This window comes from Kribbella speibonae (assembly GCF_004331375.1).
Lineage (GTDB): Bacteria > Actinomycetota > Actinomycetes > Propionibacteriales > Kribbellaceae > Kribbella > Kribbella sindirgiensis.
The window spans coordinates 835,657-855,163 of record NZ_SJKC01000002.1; the positions used below are offsets into that span (position 1 = coordinate 835,657).

The window sequence follows — 19,507 nt, forward strand, 5'->3', positions numbered from 1 at the left end:
CCAACACCGCCCGGCCCGCGCTCATTCCCATGGTCGCACACCAATTTCGCAGATCAACTACCCCGGCCACGGATCGATCACCCCCGGCCGGCGCCGCCGCGGGCCGATTCAGCGGGCCCAGGTGCGGGCGACACGCTCCGCGACCGCGGCGAGCGAGCCGTGCGGGTCCGCGAACGCCTGCTCCTCGCCGACCGCGTCGACCAGCGCGTACGCCGACTCGACGCCCATCGACCGCATCTCGCGGGAGCCGATCAGGACCTTGCCGGCGAGGACGACGCACGGGCGCATCGCGTCGTTCGCGACCTTCGCGACGCCCGCGATCACCTTGCCGTCGCGGGACTGGAAGTCGAACGCGCCTTCACCGCTGATGACCAGGTCGACCTGTGACGCCTTGTGCTTGAGCCCGGTCAGTTCCGCGACCAGATCGATGCCGGAGACCCGCTCGGCGCCGAGCAGCAGCAGCGCGTACCCGAGCCCGCCCGCGGCACCCGCACCCTTCTTGTCCGCGGTCTTCCGGTCGGCCAGCTCCGCGAAATGCGTCAGCCAGCCGTCGACCTCGGGCTTCCGCTCGTCCGTGATCCCCTTCTGCGACCCGAACACGTTTGTCGCACCCCGCAACCCGAGCATCGGGTTCTCCACATCACTAGCGGCGACGAACTCGACACCCGCCACCCGCTCGCGAGCCGGCCCCAGGTCCACGGTCTCCAGCCCTGCCAGTCCAGCAGCCCCAGCATCCAACTTCCCAGCATCGGCCGTTGCGCCCAGGGCGGCGAGCAGACCCGCGCCGGCGTCGTTCGTACCGGATCCTCCGAGACCGAGGATGACCCGCCTCGCGCCGGCGTCGACGGCCGCGGTGATCAGCTGCCCGACGCCGTACGTGCTCGCCTCCTCGGGGCGCCGCTGCTTCGGCTCCACCAGGTGCAAACCGCACGCCTGCGCGGTCTCGACGTACGCCGTCTCGCCCGCCAGCAGGACCGTCGCGGGAGACTCCTCACCGAGCGGTCCGCGGACGGTGACCGACAGCAGCTTCCCGTCGACGACCGCGGACAGTACGTCGATGAACCCCGGACCGCCGTCGGCCATCGGCGCGACCAGCACCTCAGCCCCCGGGTCGCGCCGCCGCCACCCTTCCTCGATGGCCGCCGCGGCCTCCACGGCTGTCAGCGTCCCCGCGAACTTGTCCGGCGCAATCAGAATCCGCATGCGCACATCCTCTCCCACCCGCTGCGGTTGACGACGCCGAGTGCCATCAGTTGGATCGTGGGGTGAAAACCATCCTGTTCGCGCTGCGGGTGAGTGACCTGGAGCGATCGCTCGCTTCTACGCCGCGGTCGGGTACGTCGAACTCAACACGGTCCCGTTCGAGGACGGGTCGAGCCTGGTGTGGCTTCGGCTGCCGGGTGAGACGTCGGTGTCGCTCGAGCTCGTGCATCGTCCCGCCGACGGGCCGGTCACGGCCGGCGGGTTCGAGCACATCGCGATCGAGGTCGAGTCGCTGACCGACACCACGGCCCGGCTGACGAGGGCCGGTCTCCAACCCGGTGAGCCGCTAATACACGGCGACGACGGACCGAAAACGTCCTGGCTCACCGACCCCGACGGCTACCGCATCGAACTCGTCGAATGGCCACCCACCGGCGCACCAACCTTCGACTGATGGAGCAGCCGACCACAGTCGCCCAGGCGATCGCTGTGCAGGAGGAGCTGCGGGGGCTGGTCGAATGCGTTGATGTTGGCACGCCACCGCAGTACGTCGCCGGGCTGGATGTCGCGTACGACGGGGATCGGCTGGCGGCTGCTGTTGTCGTGCTTGATGGGGCGACGCTCGCGGAGGTCGACCGTGTGGTGGTGCGCGGCGAGACGACGTTCCCGTATGTACCGGGGCTGTTCGCGTTCCGGGAGGTGCCGGCGTTGCTGGCGGCGCTGGAGCAGCTCGGGACGACGCCGGAGTTGCTGGTGTGTGACGGGCAGGGGCTCGCGCATCCCCGGCGGTTCGGGCTGGCGTGCCATCTCGGCGTACTGACAGGCATCCCGGCGATCGGCGCCGCGAAAACGACGTTCGTCGGGTCGCACGGGGAGCTCGCGCGGGAGCGCGGGGCGACGGCTGAGCTCGTCGACGACGGCGAGGTGGTGGGCGCGGCGGTGCGCACGCAGGACGGGATCAAGCCGATCTACGTGTCCGTCGGCCACCGAGTGACTTTGCCGACCGCGGTCGCGCAGGTGCTGCGACTGGCGCCGCGCTACCGGCTGCCGGAAACAACGAGGCTCGCGGACCGCGCCTGCCGAGAAGAGTTGTCGAGGGCGTGACGTGCCCTCGGGGGGCAGCACGAGTTGGCGACGACGTCGACGCCGGTCCGAGTGGGTGCGCGGGGATCGATGCGCGCGGGTTGGGGAGGATTTCTTCCCGATTCGGGGGTGGAACCCTCCCCACTCTCCTCATCTGCGGGTGAGTAGGCGGCGGAGGATCAGGGCGAGGACGGCGCCGATCAGGTACGGCGCTGCGCGGCGGGCCAGGGCTGGGAGGACCGCGCCGCCGAGATCGAGGACGACCTCATCCGCCTCGGTCGCTTCGGTGCGTTCGGGCCGAGGTGACGATGCGTCCACTCGTGCCGGCTCGGGTCCTTCGGGCGGCGCTGGTGGTTCGGTGTCCAGCTTGGTTTTCAGGCAGGTGGTGAATTGGTCGAGGAGTTTGTTGGAGACGTCTTGGATCAGGCCGCGGCCGAACTGGGCGGGGCGGCCGGTGATGGTCAGGTCGGTGTCGACGGTGACCTCGGTGGCGCCGTCCGTGGTGCCCGCCAGGCGGGCGGTGACGCGAGCGCTCGCCGTACCGTTGCCTCTGCGGTCCTTGCCCTTGGCCTCGATGACCGCGTGGTGAGTTGCCTCGTCGCGCTCGACGAAGGTGCCGGTGCCGGAGTACTGCAGCGATACCGGCCCGAGCTTCACCTTGCACGAGCCGGTGAAGTCGTCACCCTCGTACGCCGTCAGGGTGGCGCCGGGGAAACACGGCACCACCCGTTCGAGGTCGTTGAACGCGGCCCAGGTCTCCTCGACCGGCGCCGGTACGACGAACTTGTGCTCGAGCTTCACGCGGTACCCGCCGCAGCAAGGACCGCCCGCCGGGTGAGCACCGTCGCGAGATGCCGTCGGTAGTCGGCGTCACCGTTGATGTCGGTCACCGGAGACGTCCCGTCCGCCGCTCGCGCCGCGGCCTCCCGTACGGCGTCAGCGGTCGCGGGCTGCCCGACGAGAGCCGCCTCGACCGCGGTAGCCCGGACCGGCGTCGGGCCCATGTTGCCGAGCCCGACCCGCGCCTCCGCGATCGAGTCGCCGTCCAGCCGCACGGCCGCCGCGACCGACACGATCGACCAGCCCTGCGCGACCCGGTTGAACTTCTCGTAGTGCGCGCCCCAGCCGGTGTACTTCGGCACCCGTACCTCGACGAGGAGCTCGTCCTCGCCGAGCGCCGTACTGAACACGCCCTCGAAGAACTCCGCGGCGGGCACGGTCCGTCGGCCGCCGGCGCCCGCGATCACGAACGACGCGTCCAGCGCCACCGCGACCGCGGGCAGGTCTGCCGCCGGATCCGCGTGCGCGAGCGATCCGCCGAACGTGCCGCGATGCCGGATCTGCGGATCGCCGACCGTTGCCGTGGCCAACGCGATCAGCCGCGCGTGCTCGGCCACCAGCGGATCCGACTCGACCGTGCTGTGCGGGGTCATGGCGCCGATCACCAGCGCGTCGCCGTCGTCCCGCACACCCCGCAGATCGTCGATCTTCTGAATGTCGACAATCACCTCGGGCGCCGCCAGCCGCAACCGCAGCGCCGGCATCAGGCTCTGCCCGCCCGCGAGCACCTTCGCGTCGGAGTGCTCACGCAGCAACCCCAGCGCCTCGTCGACGGTCGCGGGGGCGAAGTACTCGAACGCCGCCGGGATCATGACCGGCTCCCTTCTTGACTGGCACTGTCCTGAGTGGCACTGCTCTGGATGGCGGTCCAGACGCGGTACGGCGTACACGGCATCGGCACGTCCGTGACGCCGAGCGGCCGGAGAGCGTCGACAATCGCATTGACGACAGCGGGCGTGGACGCGATCGTCCCGGCCTCGCCGACGCCCTTCACGCCCAGCTGGTTCGTCGTCGCGGGCGTCTCGGTCCGCGCCGCCTCGAAGCTCGGCAGATCAGGGGCCCCGGGCACCGTGTACTGGTCGAACGACCCGGTGACCAGCGTCCCGGAGTCGTCGTGCACCGCTTCCTCGTACAGCGCCTGCGCGATGCCCTGCGCGAGACCGCCGTGCACCTGTCCCTCGACGATCATCGGATTGACGACAACGCCTACATCGTCGACGCAGACGTACGACCGGATCTTCGAGGCGCCCGTCTCGGTGTCGACCTCGACCGCGCACAAGTGCGTGCCGTGCGGGAACGAGAAGTCGTCCGGGTCGAGGGTCGCGTCGGCGTCCAGGCACCCTTCGGCCGAGCCGTCGAGCTTGTGCCCCTGGAACACCGCGAACGCGAGCTCAGCCAGCGTCATCCCGGCATCGGTCCCGCGCACGCCGTACCGGCCGCCGCTGAAGTCGAGGTCGTCCGCGTTCGCCTCCAGCAGCTGCGCCGCGATCGGCTTCGCCTTCTCGATCACCTTGTCCGCGGCGGCCAGCACCGCCATACCGCCGACGGCCAGCGACCGCGACCCGTATGTGTCCAGCCCGCGAACCGCGACCTGCGTGTCACCGTGCAGTACTTCGACATCCTCGAACGCCACGCCCAGCCGGTCCGCGACCAGCTGACTCCACGCGGTCTCGTGTCCCTGACCGTGCGGGCTCGTCCCGGTGACGACCTCGACCTTTCCGGTCGGCAGCATCCGGACCGCGGCGTGCTCCCAGCCACCGCCGACGTACCCCATCGAGCCGAGCCACCGCGACGGCGCCAGGCCGCACATCTCGGTGAACGTCGAGACGCCGATCCCGAGCTGCACCGGGTCGCCGGACTCGCGGCGCTTGCGTTGCTCGGCCCGCAGGTCGTCGTACCCGAACAGCTCGCGCGCCTTCGCGGTCGCCGCCTCGTAGTTGCCGGAGTCGTAGCGCAGCCCGGACACCGTCGAGAACGGGAACTCCTCGTGCTTGATCCAGTTCCGCTCGCGGATCTCGAGGGCGTCGACGCCGACCCTGGCGGCGAGCTCGTCCATCACCCGCTCGATCGCGTACGTCGCCTCGGGCCGGCCGGCGCCGCGGTACGCGTCGGTCCACGTCTTGTTCGTGAACACGTTGGTGATGCCGAGGTGGTACGCCGGGAACTTGTAGATCCCGTTGTACATGAACGCGCCGAGCAGCGGGATCGCCGACGTGACCAGGCCGAGGTACGCGCCCATGTCGGCGATCAGCTCAACCTTGAGCCCGGTGACCGTGCCGTCGGCGTTCGCGGCCAGCGTGACCTGCTGCCACTGGTCGCGGCCGTGGTGCGCGGCCATCAACGACTCGGACCTGGATTCGGTGTACTTACAGGGCTTTCCGGTCCGCCGGGCCGCGATCACCGTGAGGACTTCCTCCGGGGTGAACTGCAGCTTGCCGCCGAACCCGCCGCCGACGTCCGGCGCGATCACCCGGATCTTGCTCTCCGGGATGCCGAGCACGAGCGCGATGAAGATCTTCACGAAATGCGGGACCTGCGTCGACGACCAGACGGTCATCTGTTCAGTTGTCGGATCGACGACAATCGACCGCGGCTCCATGAACGCCGGGATCAGCCGCTGCTGGCGGAACTCCTGCTCGATCACGATGCCGCCGTCGCGGGCGGCCGCGATCGCCGCCTCGACGTCGCCGCCGGTGCCGGACTCGGCCGAGTCGTACGACCACACCGCGGACACGTTCGTCCCGAGATCCGGATGCGCGATCATCTCGTCGCGGGCGGCGGCCTTCAGTTCGAGGGCGGGTTCGAGTTCCTCGTAGTCGACGTCGACGAGGTCGGCGGCGTCGTTCGCCTCGGCCGCCGTCCGGGCCACGACCATCGCGACGATCTCACCGGCGAACGCGACATGGTCGACCGCCATCGACGGGTGCACGGGCGCCTTCTGGTCGGGGATGACGGCCCACGCGTTCGGCAGCGCGCCCTGCTCGTCGGCGATGTCGGCGCCGGTGATCACCGCGACGACCCCGGTCGCCGCCTTCGCGGCCTCGGTGTCGATCGACGTGATCCGGGCGTGCGCGAACGGGCTGCGCACCATCGCGATGTGCTGCAGACCGGGCAGCACGATGTTGTCGGTCCAGCGGGTCCGGCCGGTGATCAGCCGGGCGTCCTCCTTGCGCCGGCGGGATGCGCCGATCTCGGTCGCCGGGCGTTCCTCGGTGGCGGTCATTGCGCACCTCCGGCCGCGCTGTGCTGCTGGCCCGCTGCCGCGGCGTGGACCGCCTTGACGATGTTCTGGTAGCCGGTGCAGCGGCAGAGGTTGCCCTCCAGCCCGAGCCGGATGTCGTCCTCACTCGGATTCGGATTGTCGGCAATCAGATCGATGGATTGCATGATCATGCCTGGTGTGCAGTATCCGCACTGCAGGGCGTGGTTCTCGTGGAAGGCCTGCTGCATCGGGTGCAGCTCGCCGTTCGTCGCGAGACCTTCGATGGTGGTGATCTCGTGACCGTCGGCCTGGACCGCGAGCAACGAGCAGGACTTCACGCTCCGCCCGTCCAGGTGGACCGTACAGGCGCCGCAGTTGCCGGTGTCGCAACCGACCACGGTGCCCGTCTTCCCCAGTTGCTCGCGCAGATACAGCACGAGCAGCGTGCGCGGCTCCACTTCGTCAGTGAAGCTGCTTCCGTCGACCTTGACCGTGATCCGGGTCATCGCCCCGCCTCCAGATGTCAGCTATCGCCGTACGTTTGATCCTGCTCCTGTTGTGATGTGCACCACAAGATTTCAGTGGTGGATGGGTCCTGCTGCCGCGGAGAGTCGTTGCCCGGCGCCACCCCAGCGCTGGGCGATGATCTCGGCGGCGATACTCACCGCGGTCTCCTCCGGCGTCCGCGCGCCGAGGTCGAGGCCGATCGGGCTCGACAGTCGCGCCACTTCCGCCTCGGTCAGTCCCGCTTCCCGCAACCGCTTCAGCCGGTCGTCGTGCGTGCGCCGCGATCCCATTGCGCCGATGTAGGCGACCTGCGGCAGCCGCAACGCGACCTCCAGCAGCGGTACGTCGAACTTCGGGTCGTGCGTCAGTACGCAGATCACCGTCCGGTCGTCGATCCGGCCGGCCGTCGCCTCGCCGGACAGGTACCGGTGCGGCCAGTCGACAATCACCTCGTCGGCGAAGGGAAAACGGGACGCGGTCGCGAACACCGCGCGCGCATCGCACACCGTCACCCGGTACCCGAGGAACGCGCCGAGCCGTCCGACCGCCGCCGCGAAGTCGATCGCCCCGAACACCAGCAATCGCGGCACCGGCGCGTACGACGACACGAACACCCGCATCCCCTCCCCCCGCCGCTGCCCGTCCGGCCCGTACTCCAACGTCTCCGATCGTCCATTTGCCAACAATCCACGCGCATCGTCCAGCACCGCGTCATCAGCCCGATCCGATCCGAGCCCTCCGCCCGACGCGTCCGGGCGGACGATCAGGCGGCGACCGAGGCGTGCCAGGTCGGGGTGGGCGACGACGGTGGCGACCGCGACCGGGCGGCCCTCGGCGATGTCTGCTGCCACCTCCGCCAGTTCGGGGAACGTCGTGCGGTTGATCTTCTCGACGAAGATGTCGAGGATGCCGCCGCAGGTGAGGCCGACCGCGAACGCCGACTCGTCACTCACGCCGTACCGCTGCAGCACCGGCTCGCCCGACGCAAGGATCTCCTCGCCGAGCTGATAGACCGCGCCCTCGACGCAGCCGCCCGACACGCTGCCGACCACCTCCAGCTCAGGACCGACCAGCATCACCGCGCCCGGCGGCCGCGGCGCCGAGTCGAACGTCGCGACAACGGTGCCGACGGCAACCGATTCGCCGGCCCGCCACCACGCCAGCAACTTGTCGAGTACGTCACGCATCGGCCACCACCTCCAGGAGTTCGGCGAAGCTGGCCAGGCTGTGCCCGGCAACGAGGTCGTCCAGGTGCGGCAGTACGGCGACGATCCCGGCCTGCACCGGCTCGTACCCGCGCTTGCCGCGATGCGGATTCAGCCACACCACGCGATGCGCCAGCCCTGCCAGCCGTTCCAGTTGCGCACCGAGCAGCGACGCGTCACCGCGCTCCCACCCGTCACTGCACACCACGACGACTGCTCGCCGCGCCGTACCGCGTTGACCCCAGCGATCCAGGAACACCTTCAGCACCTCACCCAGCCGCGTCCCACCCGACCAGTCCGGTACGACGTCACCCGCCAGCCGCAACGCGAACTCGGGATCGCGATGCCGCAGCGCCGGGGTGACGCGAGTGAGCCGCGTGCCCATGGTGAAGACCTCGACCGACCGCGGCGCCTGCTGGACCAGCACGTGCGCGAGCCGCAGCAGGCTGTCGGCGTACGGGCCCATGGAGCCGGAGACGTCGATCAGTACGACGACGCGCCGCGGCCGAACGCCCCGGCGGCGGTAGCGGACACGGCCCGGTTCGCCGACCTGGCGCAGCTGGGCCCGCAGCGTACGGCGCGGGTCGATCTCGCCGCGATGGGACGGGCGCCGACGGTTCGCGCGGCGGAGCGGGGTCCGCGGACGGAGGGTGCCGAACAGGCGCGCGAGTTCGGCGCGGTCGGCGGCGGACAGTTCGGCGACGTCGCGGTGCCGGAGGACTTCCGTCGTACTCGCGGAGACGTTCAGGGTATGGTCGCCGTCGGTTCCTTCAGCTCCTTCGCCGAGGTTCGCCTGGACGGAGGACTGCGGGGTCCGGCTGGGAACGACGCCGCGCGCCCGGTCGCCGGTGAACCAGGCTGCGAACACCTCGTCGTACCGGGCCGTGTCATCGGGGCCGCTGCACAGTGCGGCGCGGCCGGCCCAGTAAACGTCGGCGGTCTGGGTCGGGTCGAGGGCCGCGACTGCTTGGAGGAAGAGGTGTACCCGATCGGCCGTCACCGCGAGACCGGCATGACGGAGCGCCGACGCGAACCCGGTCAGCGCAAGATCGGGCACAAGATCCGGAGCAGCCGGCGGGCGAACGTGGTCCGGAGGGTTCATCGGGCGTCAGCTCGCGAGCAGGCGGTCGAGGGATTCGCGGACGCGGTCGGTGTCCTCGCGGTACTTCAGGACCGCGCCGAGCGTCGCGGCCGCCGTCTCGACGTCGAGTACGTCGGCGCCGAGCGCGTCGAGGGCTCGCGCCCAGTCGAGGGTCTCCGCGACGCCAGGTGGTTTGAGCAGGTCGAGATCACGCATCCGCTGCACCGACCGCGTGACCTGCTCGGCGAGCCGCGCCGACACCTCGGGCAGCCGCGTCCGGACGATCTCGATCTCACGCGCCAGCCCTGGATGGTCGATCCAGTGGTAAAGGCACCGGCGCTTGAGCGCGTCGTGCACCTCGCGGGTCCGGTTCGACGTCAGCACCACGATCGGCGGCACCTCGGCGGTGATCGTCCCGAGCTCCGGAATCGTCACCTCGTACGTCGACAGCACCTCGAGCAGGAACGCCTCGAACTCGTCGTCGGCCCGGTCGATCTCGTCGACGAGCAGTACGGCGGGACTCTCGCGCAACGCCCGCAGCACCGGACGCGACAACAGGAACCGTTCGTCGAACAGGCTCTTCTCGACCTCTTCGACCGCCGCATCGGAACTCGTCGCCTCGACGGTCCGCAGATGCAGGATCTGCCGCGGAAAGTCCCAGTCGTACAGCGCCTGCGACGCGTCGATGCCCTCGTAACACTGCAGCCGGATCAGGTCCAGGTCGAGCGCCTCGGCCAGCGCCGACGCGAGCGACGTCTTGCCGGTGCCCGGCTCGCCTTCGAGCAGCAACGGGCGATGCAGCGCGAGCGCGAGATACCCGACCGTGGCCAAGCCCTCTCCGGCAAGATACCCGGTCGCCCGCAGACACTCGGCCAGTTCTCCCGCCGAGCCGACGGCACTCACTCCTTCAGCATTCACCTACTTCCGGGCCTTGCCAACCCTCACCCGTGCCCGGGCGGCAACTCCCCCACGGTGTCGACGTCCACCCCATCCCCCACATCCGAGCACTCCACCAGCACGACTTCGTGTTCCCGCAAGTACCCCCGGGCCCCCTCATCACCCCGCGCCGACGCGATCACCCCATCCCAATGCCGACGCCCAATCACCACAGGATGCCCAGGTGCCCCGTCGTACGTCGCTCGCACCAGCGCGTCATCCCCCGCCTGATCCACCACCCGCCGCACCGCATCCACCGTCACCCCAGGCACATCCACCGGAAGCACGACCACCGCCTCAGACACCGCGTCCGTCGAGCGAAGGCCGGCGCGAAGTGATGCCCCCATCCCCTCGTTCCAGTCGGTTGCCTCGACAACCTCGACTGGTTCGCCGGTCAGCTCCGCACGCACCTGATCCGCGGCTGCTCCGACGACTACCACGACCGGTGAGCAGCCTGCCTCGGTGAGTAGGCGGGCGGTGCGGGCGGCCCAGGTGACTCCGTCAGCGTCGCGGATGAGCGCCTTCGGCGTACCCATCCGACGGCCTGCGCCCGCGGCCAGCACCAGTCCTGCGATCGTCACAGCGGCAGCGTACTGATTTCACACTCTGAGCAGTGACGGGTGCCAAGCGGTGTGCCGCGATCGGCGTGCGACGATATCTGACGTGACGACGATCGCAGACGGCTCGAAGTCCCTTCCGTTGCTGTTCCTCGGGCAGAACACGGACCCGCACTCCGAGCGCGGTGTCGAGTGCCCAGGAGCGCTCCCGCCGGCGTCCGACCCGGACCTCGTCGAGCGGGCCCTGAAGGCGAAGGCGGCGCTCGGCGACCAGGTGTTCGTGCTCGGGCACCACTACCAGCGCGACGAGGTGATCCAGTTCGCGGACGTCACCGGTGACTCGTTCAAGCTCGCCCGCGACGCCGCCGCCCGCCCGGACGCGCCGTACATCGTGTTCTGCGGTGTGCACTTCATGGCGGAGTCCGCGGACATCCTCACCAACGACGAGCAGACGGTGATCCTGCCGGACCTCGCGGCCGGCTGCTCGATGGCGGACATGGCGCGCATCCAGCAGGTCGAGGCCGCCTGGGACGCGCTCGCCGGCGCCGGCGTCGCGGACGTGACGGTGCCGGTCACGTACATGAACTCCAGCGCCGACATCAAGGCGTTCTGCGGCCGCAACGGCGGTGTCGTGTGTACGTCGAGCAACGCGGAGACCGCGCTGAACTGGGCGTTCGAGCAGGGCGAGAAGGTCCTGTTCCTGCCGGATCAGCACCTCGGCCGCAACACCGCCGTACTGCAGCTGGGTCTGTCGCTCGACGACTGCGTGGTCTACGACCCGCACAAGCCGAACGGCGGCCTGACGAACGAGCAGCTCGCCGCGGCGAAGATGATCCTGTGGCGCGGGCACTGCTCGGTGCACGGCCGCTTCACCGCCGAGTCCGTCGACGACGTCCGCGCCCGCGTCCCCGGCGTGAACGTGATCGTGCACCCCGAGTGCCGCCACGAGGTCGTCACGAAGGCGGATCAGGTCGGCTCGACGGAGTACATCATCAACGCCCTGGAGACCGCCGAACCCGGTACGTCGTGGGCCGTCGGCACCGAACTCAACCTGGTCCAGCGTCTCGCGAAGCAGCACACCGACAAGAACATCGTCTTCCTCGACAAGACGGTCTGCTACTGCGCCACGATGAACCGCATCGACCTCCCGCACTTCGTCTGGGCCCTCGAAAACCTGGTCGCCGGCCACGTCGTCAACCCCATCAAGGTCGACCCCGACACCCAGCACCACGCCAAGACAGCCCTCGACCGCATGCTCGCCCTCCCAGGCAAAACCGCCCGCGACTAGTCCGCGGACACTCGGGCGGGGGTGTACCAGGTGGCGAGGAGGTCGGGGAGGCGGTCGGGGCCCCAGCGGTCTACGGGGGTTATGCGGCCTTGGAGGGAGGCCAGGCCGTGGGCCAGGCCGCCTACTACGTCGCCTTGCCAGGGGACGGTGGCGCCTTCGTCGGGGCCGACGATGACGGCGGGGCCGCCGCGGTCCACGCAGACCACGGGGCAGCCGGAGGCCAGGGCTTCGGTGACGGCCCAGCCGGCGGCTTCGCGGAAGGCGGGGGCGAGGAGGGCGTCGGCGCGGAACATCGCGGCCAGGACCTCCTCGCGGGGCAGGGCGCCCATGAACTCGACGCGGTCGCGGACGCCGAGCTGCCAGGCCAGGCTTTCCGCGCGTCCCCAGTCGGGGCCGTCGCCGATGATGCGCAGCTCCCAGTTGGCCGCCTCGGGGCGGGCCAGCGCGCTGATCGCGAGCAGCACGCCTTTCCACGGGATCAGGCGTCCGACGAACAGCGCCGTCTTCACACCGGGAGCACCGAAGGGCTCGTAAGGACCGGACGCGGTGAAGCGCCGGATCGCCACGTTGGGCTGGACCACGATCTCCCGGGCGTACGGCGCGAACGCCTCCGCCACATCGTTGTTCTGGGCAACCATCAGGTCGGCGGTCTGCGCCATCCGCCGGCCGGTCGCGCGGCGCCGGATCCCGGTGTACGCACGGCGTACCAGCTCCCCCAGCACGCCACGGGCACCGAGCCAGTGCGCCATCGACAGCGGCGCGCTCGTCGACCCGCCGACCGGTCCCCAGATCACCTTCGCCGACGACGGTTCGACCACGCCGGCGCCCATCCAGTCGACCGCGAAGGTCAAATGATGGATCACATCGAACGACTGCTCCGCGTGCAGGCGCCGCGCCGTACGTCGCGCCAGCCCCTGCCACAACGGGTAGTACCAGTACACGTCCGAGGGCCGTCGCCGCAGCTGGAGGATCCACCGCGGCAGCTCCAGCGGTACGACGGTCAGCCCGGGCACCGGCCGCGCCTCCAACTCGTCGAAGATCTCCTGCACGAACTTGCCCCGGGTCAGCAGCCAGACGTCGTGGTCCCGCGCCGCGGCCTTCGCCCACGCCCAGCCCGCGCCGGGCTCGGAGCCGCCCGTCGGCCGGCAGGCGTACGCGCTGAGCAGTACCTTCGGCCGGCCGTACATCAGCTCATCCCCTCCAGGAGCCTGCGCAGATCGGTGCTCGAGGTGGAGGCGGTGTACGGGAAATAGTGCACCTGCGCACCCACCTCACCCAGCAGCCTTTCCAGTCTGGTCCCCTTTTCCGTTCCCTTCCAGTCATCGCCCTTGAAGAGAACGTCGTACCGCAGCTGCTGCCACATCTCGAACTTGTCGCTGGACCAGTCGCTGACCACCTCGTCGACGAGGTCGAGGGCCCGGACGACCTCCATCCGCTCCTCGTGCGGCACCACCGGCGGACGCCCCTTGATCCGGGTCACCACATCGTCCTCGACGACGCCCGCGATCAGGTGGTCGCAGTGCTCACGGGCGCGGCGCAGGATGTTCAGGTGCCCGATGTGGAACATGTCGTACACCCCGGGCGCGTAGCCGACGGTCGCCATCAGGCCCGCACCCCCAGCACGGCCATCTCCCGGTACCACTTCCCGATCGCGGCCGCGAGGAAGAGCAGGTTCAGCGCCAGCAGAGCGCCGTACAGGACGACGAACAACGACGGCGTACCGAACGCCAGGAAGACCAGGCACAGGACGCCGTAGTCGGTCGGTGCGATGAGCAACGACTTCACGACGGAATCGCCGCGCTCGTTGGGTTGCGCGGCGGCGCCGTGCCGCCGGCGCAGCTGGTCGATCAGGATCAGCCCGAAGAACAGCACCGACGACAGGCACACGTACGCGAGCGGGATCAGCAGTACGAGGTCGTTGTCAAAGGCATCGAAACGGTAGAACGAGATCAGCACGGCGCTGTGCAGCAGCACGATCTTGACCGCGTCGATCATGTGGTCGAGCCACTCCCCCAGCGGCGAACCGCCGCCGCGCAGCCGGGCCAGCTGCCCGTCCGCGGAGTCCAGCCCGTACCCGAGCACGAGCAGCGCCGTCACCAGCAGCGCCAGGCCGAGCGACGGCCGCACGCAGGCCAGCAGCACGATCCCCACCAGCGAGCAGAAGCCGGACGCGAGGCTGACCTGGTTCGGCGTCCTCTTCCCGAGGAACGCCGCGGCCGCGAACACCCGCCCGATCCGCCGGTTCACGAACCGCGAGTACGCCGGCGTACCGGCCGACGGCTTCTGCGCCCGGGACAGCTGCGCGACCGTGTCTCGCAGTGCGCTCATGCGACGTTCGAACTGCGGGACTGCCGCTGGTCGATCGCCGCGCGCAGGATCGGGCTCCGGGAGCCGCGTCCGGCGGGCAGGACGGTGATCAGCCCGGCCGGGATCCCGGCGAGCTCGTCCACCCCCAGCACGCCGTCCGTGCCACCGGCGGCGAACACGGTCTGCACCCCCAGTACGCCGGTCAGCCACTCGGACCGTACGTCGTCCACGGCAACCACCTCGTCGACGCACCGCAGGTGCTCGACGATCTGCGCCCGCTCGAGCAGCGGTACGAACGGCCGCCCGCCCCAGGCGTCCAGCGCCCAGTCGTCGGACAGCACCGCGACCACCAGCCGGTCACAGTGCCGCCGCGCCCGCTCGAGCACGTCGACATGTCCTACGTGGAACAGGTCGAAAACCCCGGCGATACATCCGAGCCGCGGCACCGTGCCGACACTGCCCACATTCCCTACCCCCAACGCAAACTCCTGAATTCCGTCCGGCCCGACGCTGCCCCCTGCGTCGCCCGCGACTTTATACCCGTCGTGCCGTGCGCGCCCGGCCGCTGGCGGAGTGCCGGGCGATCGCATCGGTGTAGATCCTTTCCGTGGCCTCCAGGTCACGCTCCGGTGTGAAGCGGTCCAGGTAGACCTGACGGGCTCGTTCGCCGAAGGCTATCGAAGTCCCGGGATCAGCCACCAACCCGATCGCCTTCCGCAATCCTTCCGGGTCACCGGGCGCGGTCAGCGCACCGGATTCACCGTCGTCGACGAGCTCCGCGAGCGCCCCGAGCCTGGACGCGACCACGGGCACCCCGTGGGCGAAGGCCTCCACGACCACGAGTCCGAAGCTCTCATAGGAACGCGCCGGTACGACGGCGACGCGCGCGGACCGCAGCTGTTCCATCCCGTCGGCCCACGGCAGTTGACCAAGCACCTGAATCGACAGGTCTTTCCTGGCCCGTTCCTCGGCCGCCGCGCGCAGCGGACCGTCACCCACCACGACCAGCCGGCCCAGCGACGCGTCCCACGCCTGCAGGAGGTCCGCGAAACCCTTGTCCTCGCTCAACCGCCCGAGGAAAACCACCGCATCCCCCGCACCACTGCGCACCACGCCCGAATGCGGTACGGCGTGCGGCTTCACCACGAACCGCTCCGGATCGAACCCGGCCGCGGCGTACCGGTCCCGCACGAACTCGGACGGTACGACGAACGTCCCGACGTACCGCTGCCACGTGTGCAAGGCGTTGTGGACGCCGATGCTCGTGGCCAGCGGCAAGGTCTGCACCCGCGAGTCGCGGTAGCAACTGTGCTTCACGGCCGCCAGCGGCACCTTGCCGATACAGGACTCGCACGGCCCGCCGTCGCGCTGCAGGACTGCGTTCGCGCAGAGCAGCCGGAAGTTGTGCAACGTCGCCACGACCGGAAGATCCAGCCGGTACGCCGCCCGCAGCACCGAGGGGCTGAACAACGGGAACGTGTTGTGCACATGCACCACATCGGGCCGCTGCGCTTGCAATAGCTGTGTTAAATCGCGTTCCGCCGAAAATGACCAAACGGAGCGGAACGGTAACAGTGCGCGATCTTTTCGGCCCATCGCGGCGATATCGTCGCTGTTCCGGGCGTACAGATCGATTTCATGTCCTGAGTTACGCAACAAATCAATCGTTTGCGCGACAACCGTGTTCTCACCACTGGGTTGACCGGTCCGGTAACGGTTGTGCAACATGGCGACCCGCATGGCACCACCTTAAGTCCCGCAGTAACTACACCTGGTCTCGCCCGCTCCCAGGAGAGTGCATTGAGGAAGTTGTGGTTCGCAGCGCTGATCGCTGCGGCCGCGGCCGTCGTCACGGTCGCGGTGCCCGTCATCGCCAATGAGAACAAGGCGACAACGGCGGCGAAGTCCGAGAACGCCGCCGAGCAGACCGCGTCCCGAGTGCTGCCCTCGCACCGCCCCGGGAAGACGACCACGGCGAAGCCCGGCACGACCCAGCCGAAGACCACAACCACCACTGCGCCGCCGAAGAAGCCCGGTACGACCACGACTCCGACCCGCAAGCCGACCGCGTCGGCGACACCGAGCAAGCCGGTCGAGCCCACCATCCCGAAGCCGCCGGTGGTCGACTCCGACGAGGCCGGTCCGGCCGTCGCCGGACCCTGCGTCGGCACGGTCATCAAGCCCGGGCAGAACGCGCAGTCGATCGTGAACTCCAAGCCGGCCGGTACGACGTTCTGCTTCGCGGCCGGTGTGCACCGGATCAGCGACACCATCCGCCCGAAGGCGAACCAGGTGCTGGCCAGCGCACAGCGCGCCGTACTCACCGGGTCGGTTCCGCTGACCGGGTGGGCGAGGTCCGGGTCCGCCTGGGTGGTGCGGGGCGCGCTGCCGTCGGCGTACGGCAAGAGCGGTGAGTGCGAGGACAACAAGTCGAACATCTGCTACCTGCGGGAGCAGTTGTTCCTCGACGACACGCACCTGACGCGGGTCGCCGGCGTCGCGGCGGTCAAGGCCGGCACGTTCTACGCCGACTACGCGGCGAACGCGATCTACCTCGGCAGCAACCCGGCCGGGCACTCGATCGAGATGTCGAAGACCGCGACCGCGATCGAGTCCGGCGCGACCGGCGTGGCCGTGCGGGGTCTCACCATCGAGCACTTCGCCAGCGCACCGCAGGCCGGAGCGCTCGTCTCCGGCCCCGGCTGGAAGGTGACCGCGAACGACGTCCGCTGGAACCACGCGGTCGGCGTGATGCTGGTGAAGGCGAACAGCACCAAGGTCGACAAGAACCTGATCCACCACAACGGCCAGCTCGGCCTCGGGCAGTACAGCTCGGCCGCGGCGGCCGTCACCCGGAACGTGATCAGCTCCAACAACACCGACGGATTCTGGATCGCCGACTGGGAGTCCGGCGGCATCAAGTCGACCCGCTCCTCCGGCACCGTCAGCGGCAACGTGATCAAGTCCAACAAGGGCATCGGGATGTGGGCCGACGTCGCCGACGACGGCCGGGTGATCAGCGACAATCAGATTGTCGGCAATGCGGCGGACGGCATCCGGTACGAGATCAGCCGCAACGGCACCATCGAGGGCAACACGGTGACCGGCAACGGCTTCGGCACCGGCCGCGGATCCGGTACGTCGCTGTGGGACGGCGGCGGGATCAACGTGAACACCTCGACCGGCGTCACCATCAAGGGCAACCGGGTCTCGGGCAACGTGAACGGCGTGACGATCCAGTCCCGGACCCGCGGCAGCGGCCCGTGGGGCACGTACCTGCTCCGCGACGTCCAGGTCAGCGGGAACACGATCGAGATGACCGGCGGGACCCAGGCGACCGGCATGGTCCAGAACTCCGGCGCCGCGGTACCGGCCGGCGAAGTGGTTTTCAGCGGCAACAAGTACGTCCTCGACGACCTCGGCACCCAGCGGTTCGCCCGGTTCGGCACCAAGCTCACCGCGGCCGGCTGGCGCGAGGCCGGATTGGACACGATCGGAAGCTTCCTCGCGAACTGACCGCTTGCCGTTCGCAACATGTTTGTGCGCTACGTATTGCCATGACTACGTGACGTAGAGGTAATCTGCGTAGCGAAGCCGCGCCATGGGGGGTGCGCTCAGGGCTACCTGTGCCACCGGAGGCTCCGCTATGAGGACAGCTGTATTCGCAGTCGTTGCAGTCGGCACCAGTCTGGTTGCCGTCGGCCCCCTGCCTGCGCAGGGTGCCCCCGACCAGCCTGCGCTCGACCGGCCTGCCGCCGTGCCACCCGCTGACGGGACGTTCCAGACCGGTCCCGCGGTCGCGCCCGCCTGCAGCGGGGTGCCGATCCGGACCACCGACAACGCCGCCCAGGTCGTCGACGACGCCCCGACCGGTACGACGTTCTGCTTCACGGCGGGCTGGCACCGGATCACCGAGACGATCCACCCGAAGGCCGACCAGGTACTCGCCGGCAACACCGGCGCCGTCCTCACCGGATCCGTCCGGCTGACGCGCTGGACGGCGAACAACGGCGACTGGGTCACCACGGGAGTCCTGCCGCCGGCGTACCCGCAGACCGGGCAGTGCGAGGACAACACGGCGAACATCTGCTACCTGGGCGAGCAGCTGTTCCTGGACAGCAAGCATCTGACCCGGGTCGCGACCCGCGACAAGGTTGCCCCCGGCACCTTCTACGCCGACTACGCGGCGAACGCCGTCTACCTGGGCAGCAACCCGGCCGGGCACTCGATCGAGATGTCGAAGACGCAGACCGCGATCGAGTCCAGCGCGACCGGCGTGACGGTGCGCGGGCTGACCATCGAGCACTTCGCCACCCCGCCGCAGGGCGGTGCCGTGGTGCTCGGCCTGGGGTGGAAGGTGATCGCCAACGACATCCGCTGGAACCACGGGGTCGGCGCGATGCTGGTGAACGCGGACGGCGCGGTCCTCGAGAAGAACCACATCCACTCCAACGGCCAGCTCGGCATCGGCCAGTACAGCACGCTCAAGGCAACCATCGCGTCCAATGAGGTCAGCTACAACAACACCGACGGCTTCTGGATCGCGGACTGGGAGTCCGGCGGGATCAAGACCACCTGGTCCAGTGGCGGCCAGGTGAGCGGGAACCTGATCCAGTACAACCGCGGGATCGGGCTGTGGAGCGACGCGTACGACGACAGCCGCACGTTCAGCAGCAACCAGATCCTGCGCAACGCGGCGGACGGGATCCGCTACGAGATCGGCCGCAACGGCGTCATCGCGGACAACGTGGTGGCCGGCAACGGTTTCGGTACCGGCCGCGGATCCGGTACGTCGCTGTGGGACGGCGGTGGGATCAACGTCAACACCTCGTCGAACGTCCAGGTCCGCGACAACGTGGTGGCGAACAACGTGAACGGGATCGCGATCCAGTCCCGGACCCGCGGCTCCGGCCCGTGGGGTACCAACCTGCTCCGCGACATCGTTGTCTCCGGCAACCAGGTGACGATGCGCGGCGGCACCACCGCGACCGGCATGGTGCAGAACGCCGGCGCCGTGATCCCGGCCGGCGAGGTCACCCTGAACGACAACGTCTACATCCTCGACAGCCTGACCGCCGAACGCTTCCAGAAGACCGGCCAGTGGTACACCGCCAAGGAATGGCGCGGCACCGGTCAGGACACCGCCAGCGCCTTCACCCTCGGCAAGGCGGTCCTGGACGCCACCGGCATCCTCACGATCCTCCCCCCAACGAGCTGACACCAAAGCAGGGCCTATCCGGCTCTCCTGCCCGGTGTGGGATGAACTGCGAGGCCGCAGGACAGGTTCTGGTGGGCTAG

Annotated in this window: 19 protein-coding genes; 5 read left to right on the forward strand and 14 right to left on the reverse strand. The window is 69.5% G+C overall.

Features of this window, described 5'->3' with window-relative positions:
* Window positions 1–108: 108 nt before the first annotated feature.
* On the reverse strand, window positions 109–1,203 hold the full coding sequence (locus tag E0H92_RS17280) for a glycerate kinase family protein (RefSeq protein WP_131496930.1): 1,095 nt from the start codon (window positions 1,201–1,203) through the stop codon (window positions 109–111).
* Window positions 1,204–1,381: 178 nt separating this feature from the next.
* On the opposite strand from E0H92_RS17280, the gene E0H92_RS17285 reads away from it, so the two are divergent.
* Window positions 1,382–1,657, forward strand: a complete 276-nt coding sequence (locus E0H92_RS17285) for a VOC family protein (RefSeq protein WP_202873670.1) — start codon at window positions 1,382–1,384, stop codon at window positions 1,655–1,657.
* Entirely contained in the window at window positions 1,657–2,307 is a 651-nt protein-coding gene (nfi, locus tag E0H92_RS17290; RefSeq protein WP_131496931.1) for a deoxyribonuclease V, read from the forward strand. The genes E0H92_RS17285 and nfi overlap by 1 nt, the downstream gene beginning before the upstream one ends.
* 129 nt (window positions 2,308–2,436) lie before the next feature.
* Here nfi and E0H92_RS17295 read toward each other — a convergent pair whose 3' ends face one another.
* From E0H92_RS17295 to E0H92_RS17330, 8 genes are all read right to left on the reverse strand, one after another.
* On the reverse strand, window positions 2,437–3,087 hold the full coding sequence (locus E0H92_RS17295) for an SRPBCC family protein (RefSeq protein ID WP_131496932.1): 651 nt from the start codon (window positions 3,085–3,087) through the stop codon (window positions 2,437–2,439).
* Entirely contained in the window at window positions 3,084–3,938 is an 855-nt protein-coding gene (locus E0H92_RS17300; protein ID WP_131462621.1) for an FAD binding domain-containing protein, read from the reverse strand. Before E0H92_RS17300 ends, E0H92_RS17295 begins: the two co-directional genes overlap by 4 nt.
* Window positions 3,935–6,349, reverse strand: coding sequence for a xanthine dehydrogenase family protein molybdopterin-binding subunit (locus E0H92_RS17305; RefSeq protein WP_131496933.1), 2,415 nt, complete (start codon window positions 6,347–6,349; stop codon window positions 3,935–3,937). Before E0H92_RS17305 ends, E0H92_RS17300 begins: the two co-directional genes overlap by 4 nt.
* Window positions 6,346–6,834 (reverse strand): (2Fe-2S)-binding protein, encoded by a 489-nt coding sequence (locus E0H92_RS17310; RefSeq protein ID WP_131496934.1) that lies wholly within the window; start codon window positions 6,832–6,834, stop codon window positions 6,346–6,348. Before E0H92_RS17310 ends, E0H92_RS17305 begins: the two co-directional genes overlap by 4 nt.
* A 72-nt stretch (window positions 6,835–6,906) precedes the next feature.
* On the reverse strand, window positions 6,907–8,022 hold the full coding sequence (locus tag E0H92_RS17315; protein WP_131496935.1) for an XdhC family protein: 1,116 nt from the start codon (window positions 8,020–8,022) through the stop codon (window positions 6,907–6,909).
* Window positions 8,015–9,142, reverse strand: coding sequence for a vWA domain-containing protein (locus E0H92_RS17320; protein WP_131462618.1), 1,128 nt, complete (start codon window positions 9,140–9,142; stop codon window positions 8,015–8,017). Before E0H92_RS17320 ends, E0H92_RS17315 begins: the two co-directional genes overlap by 8 nt.
* A gap of 6 nt (window positions 9,143–9,148) precedes the next feature.
* Complete coding sequence (locus tag E0H92_RS17325) at window positions 9,149–10,024, reverse strand: AAA family ATPase (RefSeq protein ID WP_131288985.1); 876 nt, start codon at window positions 10,022–10,024, stop codon at window positions 9,149–9,151.
* 38 nt (window positions 10,025–10,062) lie between these two features.
* Window positions 10,063–10,638, reverse strand: coding sequence for a nucleotidyltransferase family protein (locus E0H92_RS17330; RefSeq protein WP_131496936.1), 576 nt, complete (start codon window positions 10,636–10,638; stop codon window positions 10,063–10,065).
* Window positions 10,639–10,720: 82 nt separating this feature from the next.
* Between E0H92_RS17330 and nadA the strand changes: the two genes are divergently transcribed.
* On the forward strand, window positions 10,721–11,902 hold the full coding sequence (nadA, locus tag E0H92_RS17335; protein ID WP_131496937.1) for a quinolinate synthase NadA: 1,182 nt from the start codon (window positions 10,721–10,723) through the stop codon (window positions 11,900–11,902).
* On the opposite strand, the gene E0H92_RS17340 is transcribed toward nadA, so the two are convergent.
* The 5 genes from E0H92_RS17340 to E0H92_RS17360 form a co-directional block, all read right to left on the reverse strand.
* Window positions 11,899–13,089 (reverse strand): glycosyltransferase family 4 protein, encoded by a 1,191-nt coding sequence (locus E0H92_RS17340; protein WP_131496938.1) that lies wholly within the window; start codon window positions 13,087–13,089, stop codon window positions 11,899–11,901. The two genes, nadA and E0H92_RS17340, sit on opposite strands and share 4 nt — an antisense overlap.
* On the reverse strand, window positions 13,089–13,505 hold the full coding sequence (locus E0H92_RS17345; protein ID WP_131462614.1) for an FAD synthase family protein: 417 nt from the start codon (window positions 13,503–13,505) through the stop codon (window positions 13,089–13,091). The genes E0H92_RS17340 and E0H92_RS17345 overlap by 1 nt, the downstream gene beginning before the upstream one ends.
* Complete coding sequence (locus E0H92_RS17350) at window positions 13,505–14,230, reverse strand: CDP-alcohol phosphatidyltransferase family protein (RefSeq protein WP_131462613.1); 726 nt, start codon at window positions 14,228–14,230, stop codon at window positions 13,505–13,507. The genes E0H92_RS17345 and E0H92_RS17350 overlap by 1 nt, the downstream gene beginning before the upstream one ends.
* Window positions 14,227–14,673, reverse strand: a complete 447-nt coding sequence (locus E0H92_RS17355; RefSeq protein ID WP_238152754.1) for an adenylyltransferase/cytidyltransferase family protein — start codon at window positions 14,671–14,673, stop codon at window positions 14,227–14,229. Before E0H92_RS17355 ends, E0H92_RS17350 begins: the two co-directional genes overlap by 4 nt.
* A 70-nt stretch (window positions 14,674–14,743) precedes the next feature.
* Window positions 14,744–15,949, reverse strand: coding sequence for a glycosyltransferase family 4 protein (locus E0H92_RS17360; protein WP_131496939.1), 1,206 nt, complete (start codon window positions 15,947–15,949; stop codon window positions 14,744–14,746).
* A 60-nt stretch (window positions 15,950–16,009) separates the two neighbouring features.
* Between E0H92_RS17360 and E0H92_RS17365 the strand changes: the two genes are divergently transcribed.
* Window positions 16,010–17,725 carry a right-handed parallel beta-helix repeat-containing protein gene (locus E0H92_RS17365; RefSeq protein ID WP_238173471.1) on the forward strand — a complete coding sequence of 572 codons (1,716 nt, stop codon included), beginning with the start codon at window positions 16,010–16,012 and terminating at the stop codon, window positions 17,723–17,725.
* A gap of 130 nt (window positions 17,726–17,855) precedes the next feature.
* Window positions 17,856–19,427 (forward strand): right-handed parallel beta-helix repeat-containing protein, encoded by a 1,572-nt coding sequence (locus tag E0H92_RS17370; RefSeq protein ID WP_238152752.1) that lies wholly within the window; start codon window positions 17,856–17,858, stop codon window positions 19,425–19,427.
* The last annotated feature ends 80 nt before the right edge of the window (window positions 19,428–19,507 follow it).

Excerpts from the sequence above, each read along its gene's own strand:
- E0H92_RS17300 (WP_131462621.1), bottom strand. The coding sequence starts at position 3,938 with ATGATCCCGGCGGCGTTCGAGTACTTCGCCCCCGCGACCGTCGACGAG.
- E0H92_RS17280 (WP_131496930.1), bottom strand. The coding sequence starts at position 1,203 with ATGCGGATTCTGATTGCGCCGGACAAGTTCGCGGGGACGCTGACAGCC.
- E0H92_RS17340 (WP_131496938.1), bottom strand. The coding sequence starts at position 13,089 with ATGTACGGCCGGCCGAAGGTACTGCTCAGCGCGTACGCCTGCCGGCCG.
- E0H92_RS17370 (WP_238152752.1), top strand. The coding sequence starts at position 17,856 with ATGAGGACAGCTGTATTCGCAGTCGTTGCAGTCGGCACCAGTCTGGTT.
- E0H92_RS17350 (WP_131462613.1), bottom strand. The coding sequence starts at position 14,230 with ATGAGCGCACTGCGAGACACGGTCGCGCAGCTGTCCCGGGCGCAGAAG.
- E0H92_RS17315 (WP_131496935.1), bottom strand. The coding sequence starts at position 8,022 with ATGCGTGACGTACTCGACAAGTTGCTGGCGTGGTGGCGGGCCGGCGAA.
- E0H92_RS17305 (WP_131496933.1), bottom strand. The coding sequence starts at position 6,349 with ATGACCGCCACCGAGGAACGCCCGGCGACCGAGATCGGCGCATCCCGC.
- nfi (WP_131496931.1), top strand. The coding sequence starts at position 1,657 with ATGGAGCAGCCGACCACAGTCGCCCAGGCGATCGCTGTGCAGGAGGAG.
- E0H92_RS17320 (WP_131462618.1), bottom strand. The coding sequence starts at position 9,142 with ATGAACCCTCCGGACCACGTTCGCCCGCCGGCTGCTCCGGATCTTGTG.
- E0H92_RS17310 (WP_131496934.1), bottom strand. The coding sequence starts at position 6,834 with ATGACCCGGATCACGGTCAAGGTCGACGGAAGCAGCTTCACTGACGAA.
- E0H92_RS17360 (WP_131496939.1), bottom strand. The coding sequence starts at position 15,949 with ATGCGGGTCGCCATGTTGCACAACCGTTACCGGACCGGTCAACCCAGT.
- E0H92_RS17345 (WP_131462614.1), bottom strand. The coding sequence starts at position 13,505 with ATGGCGACCGTCGGCTACGCGCCCGGGGTGTACGACATGTTCCACATC.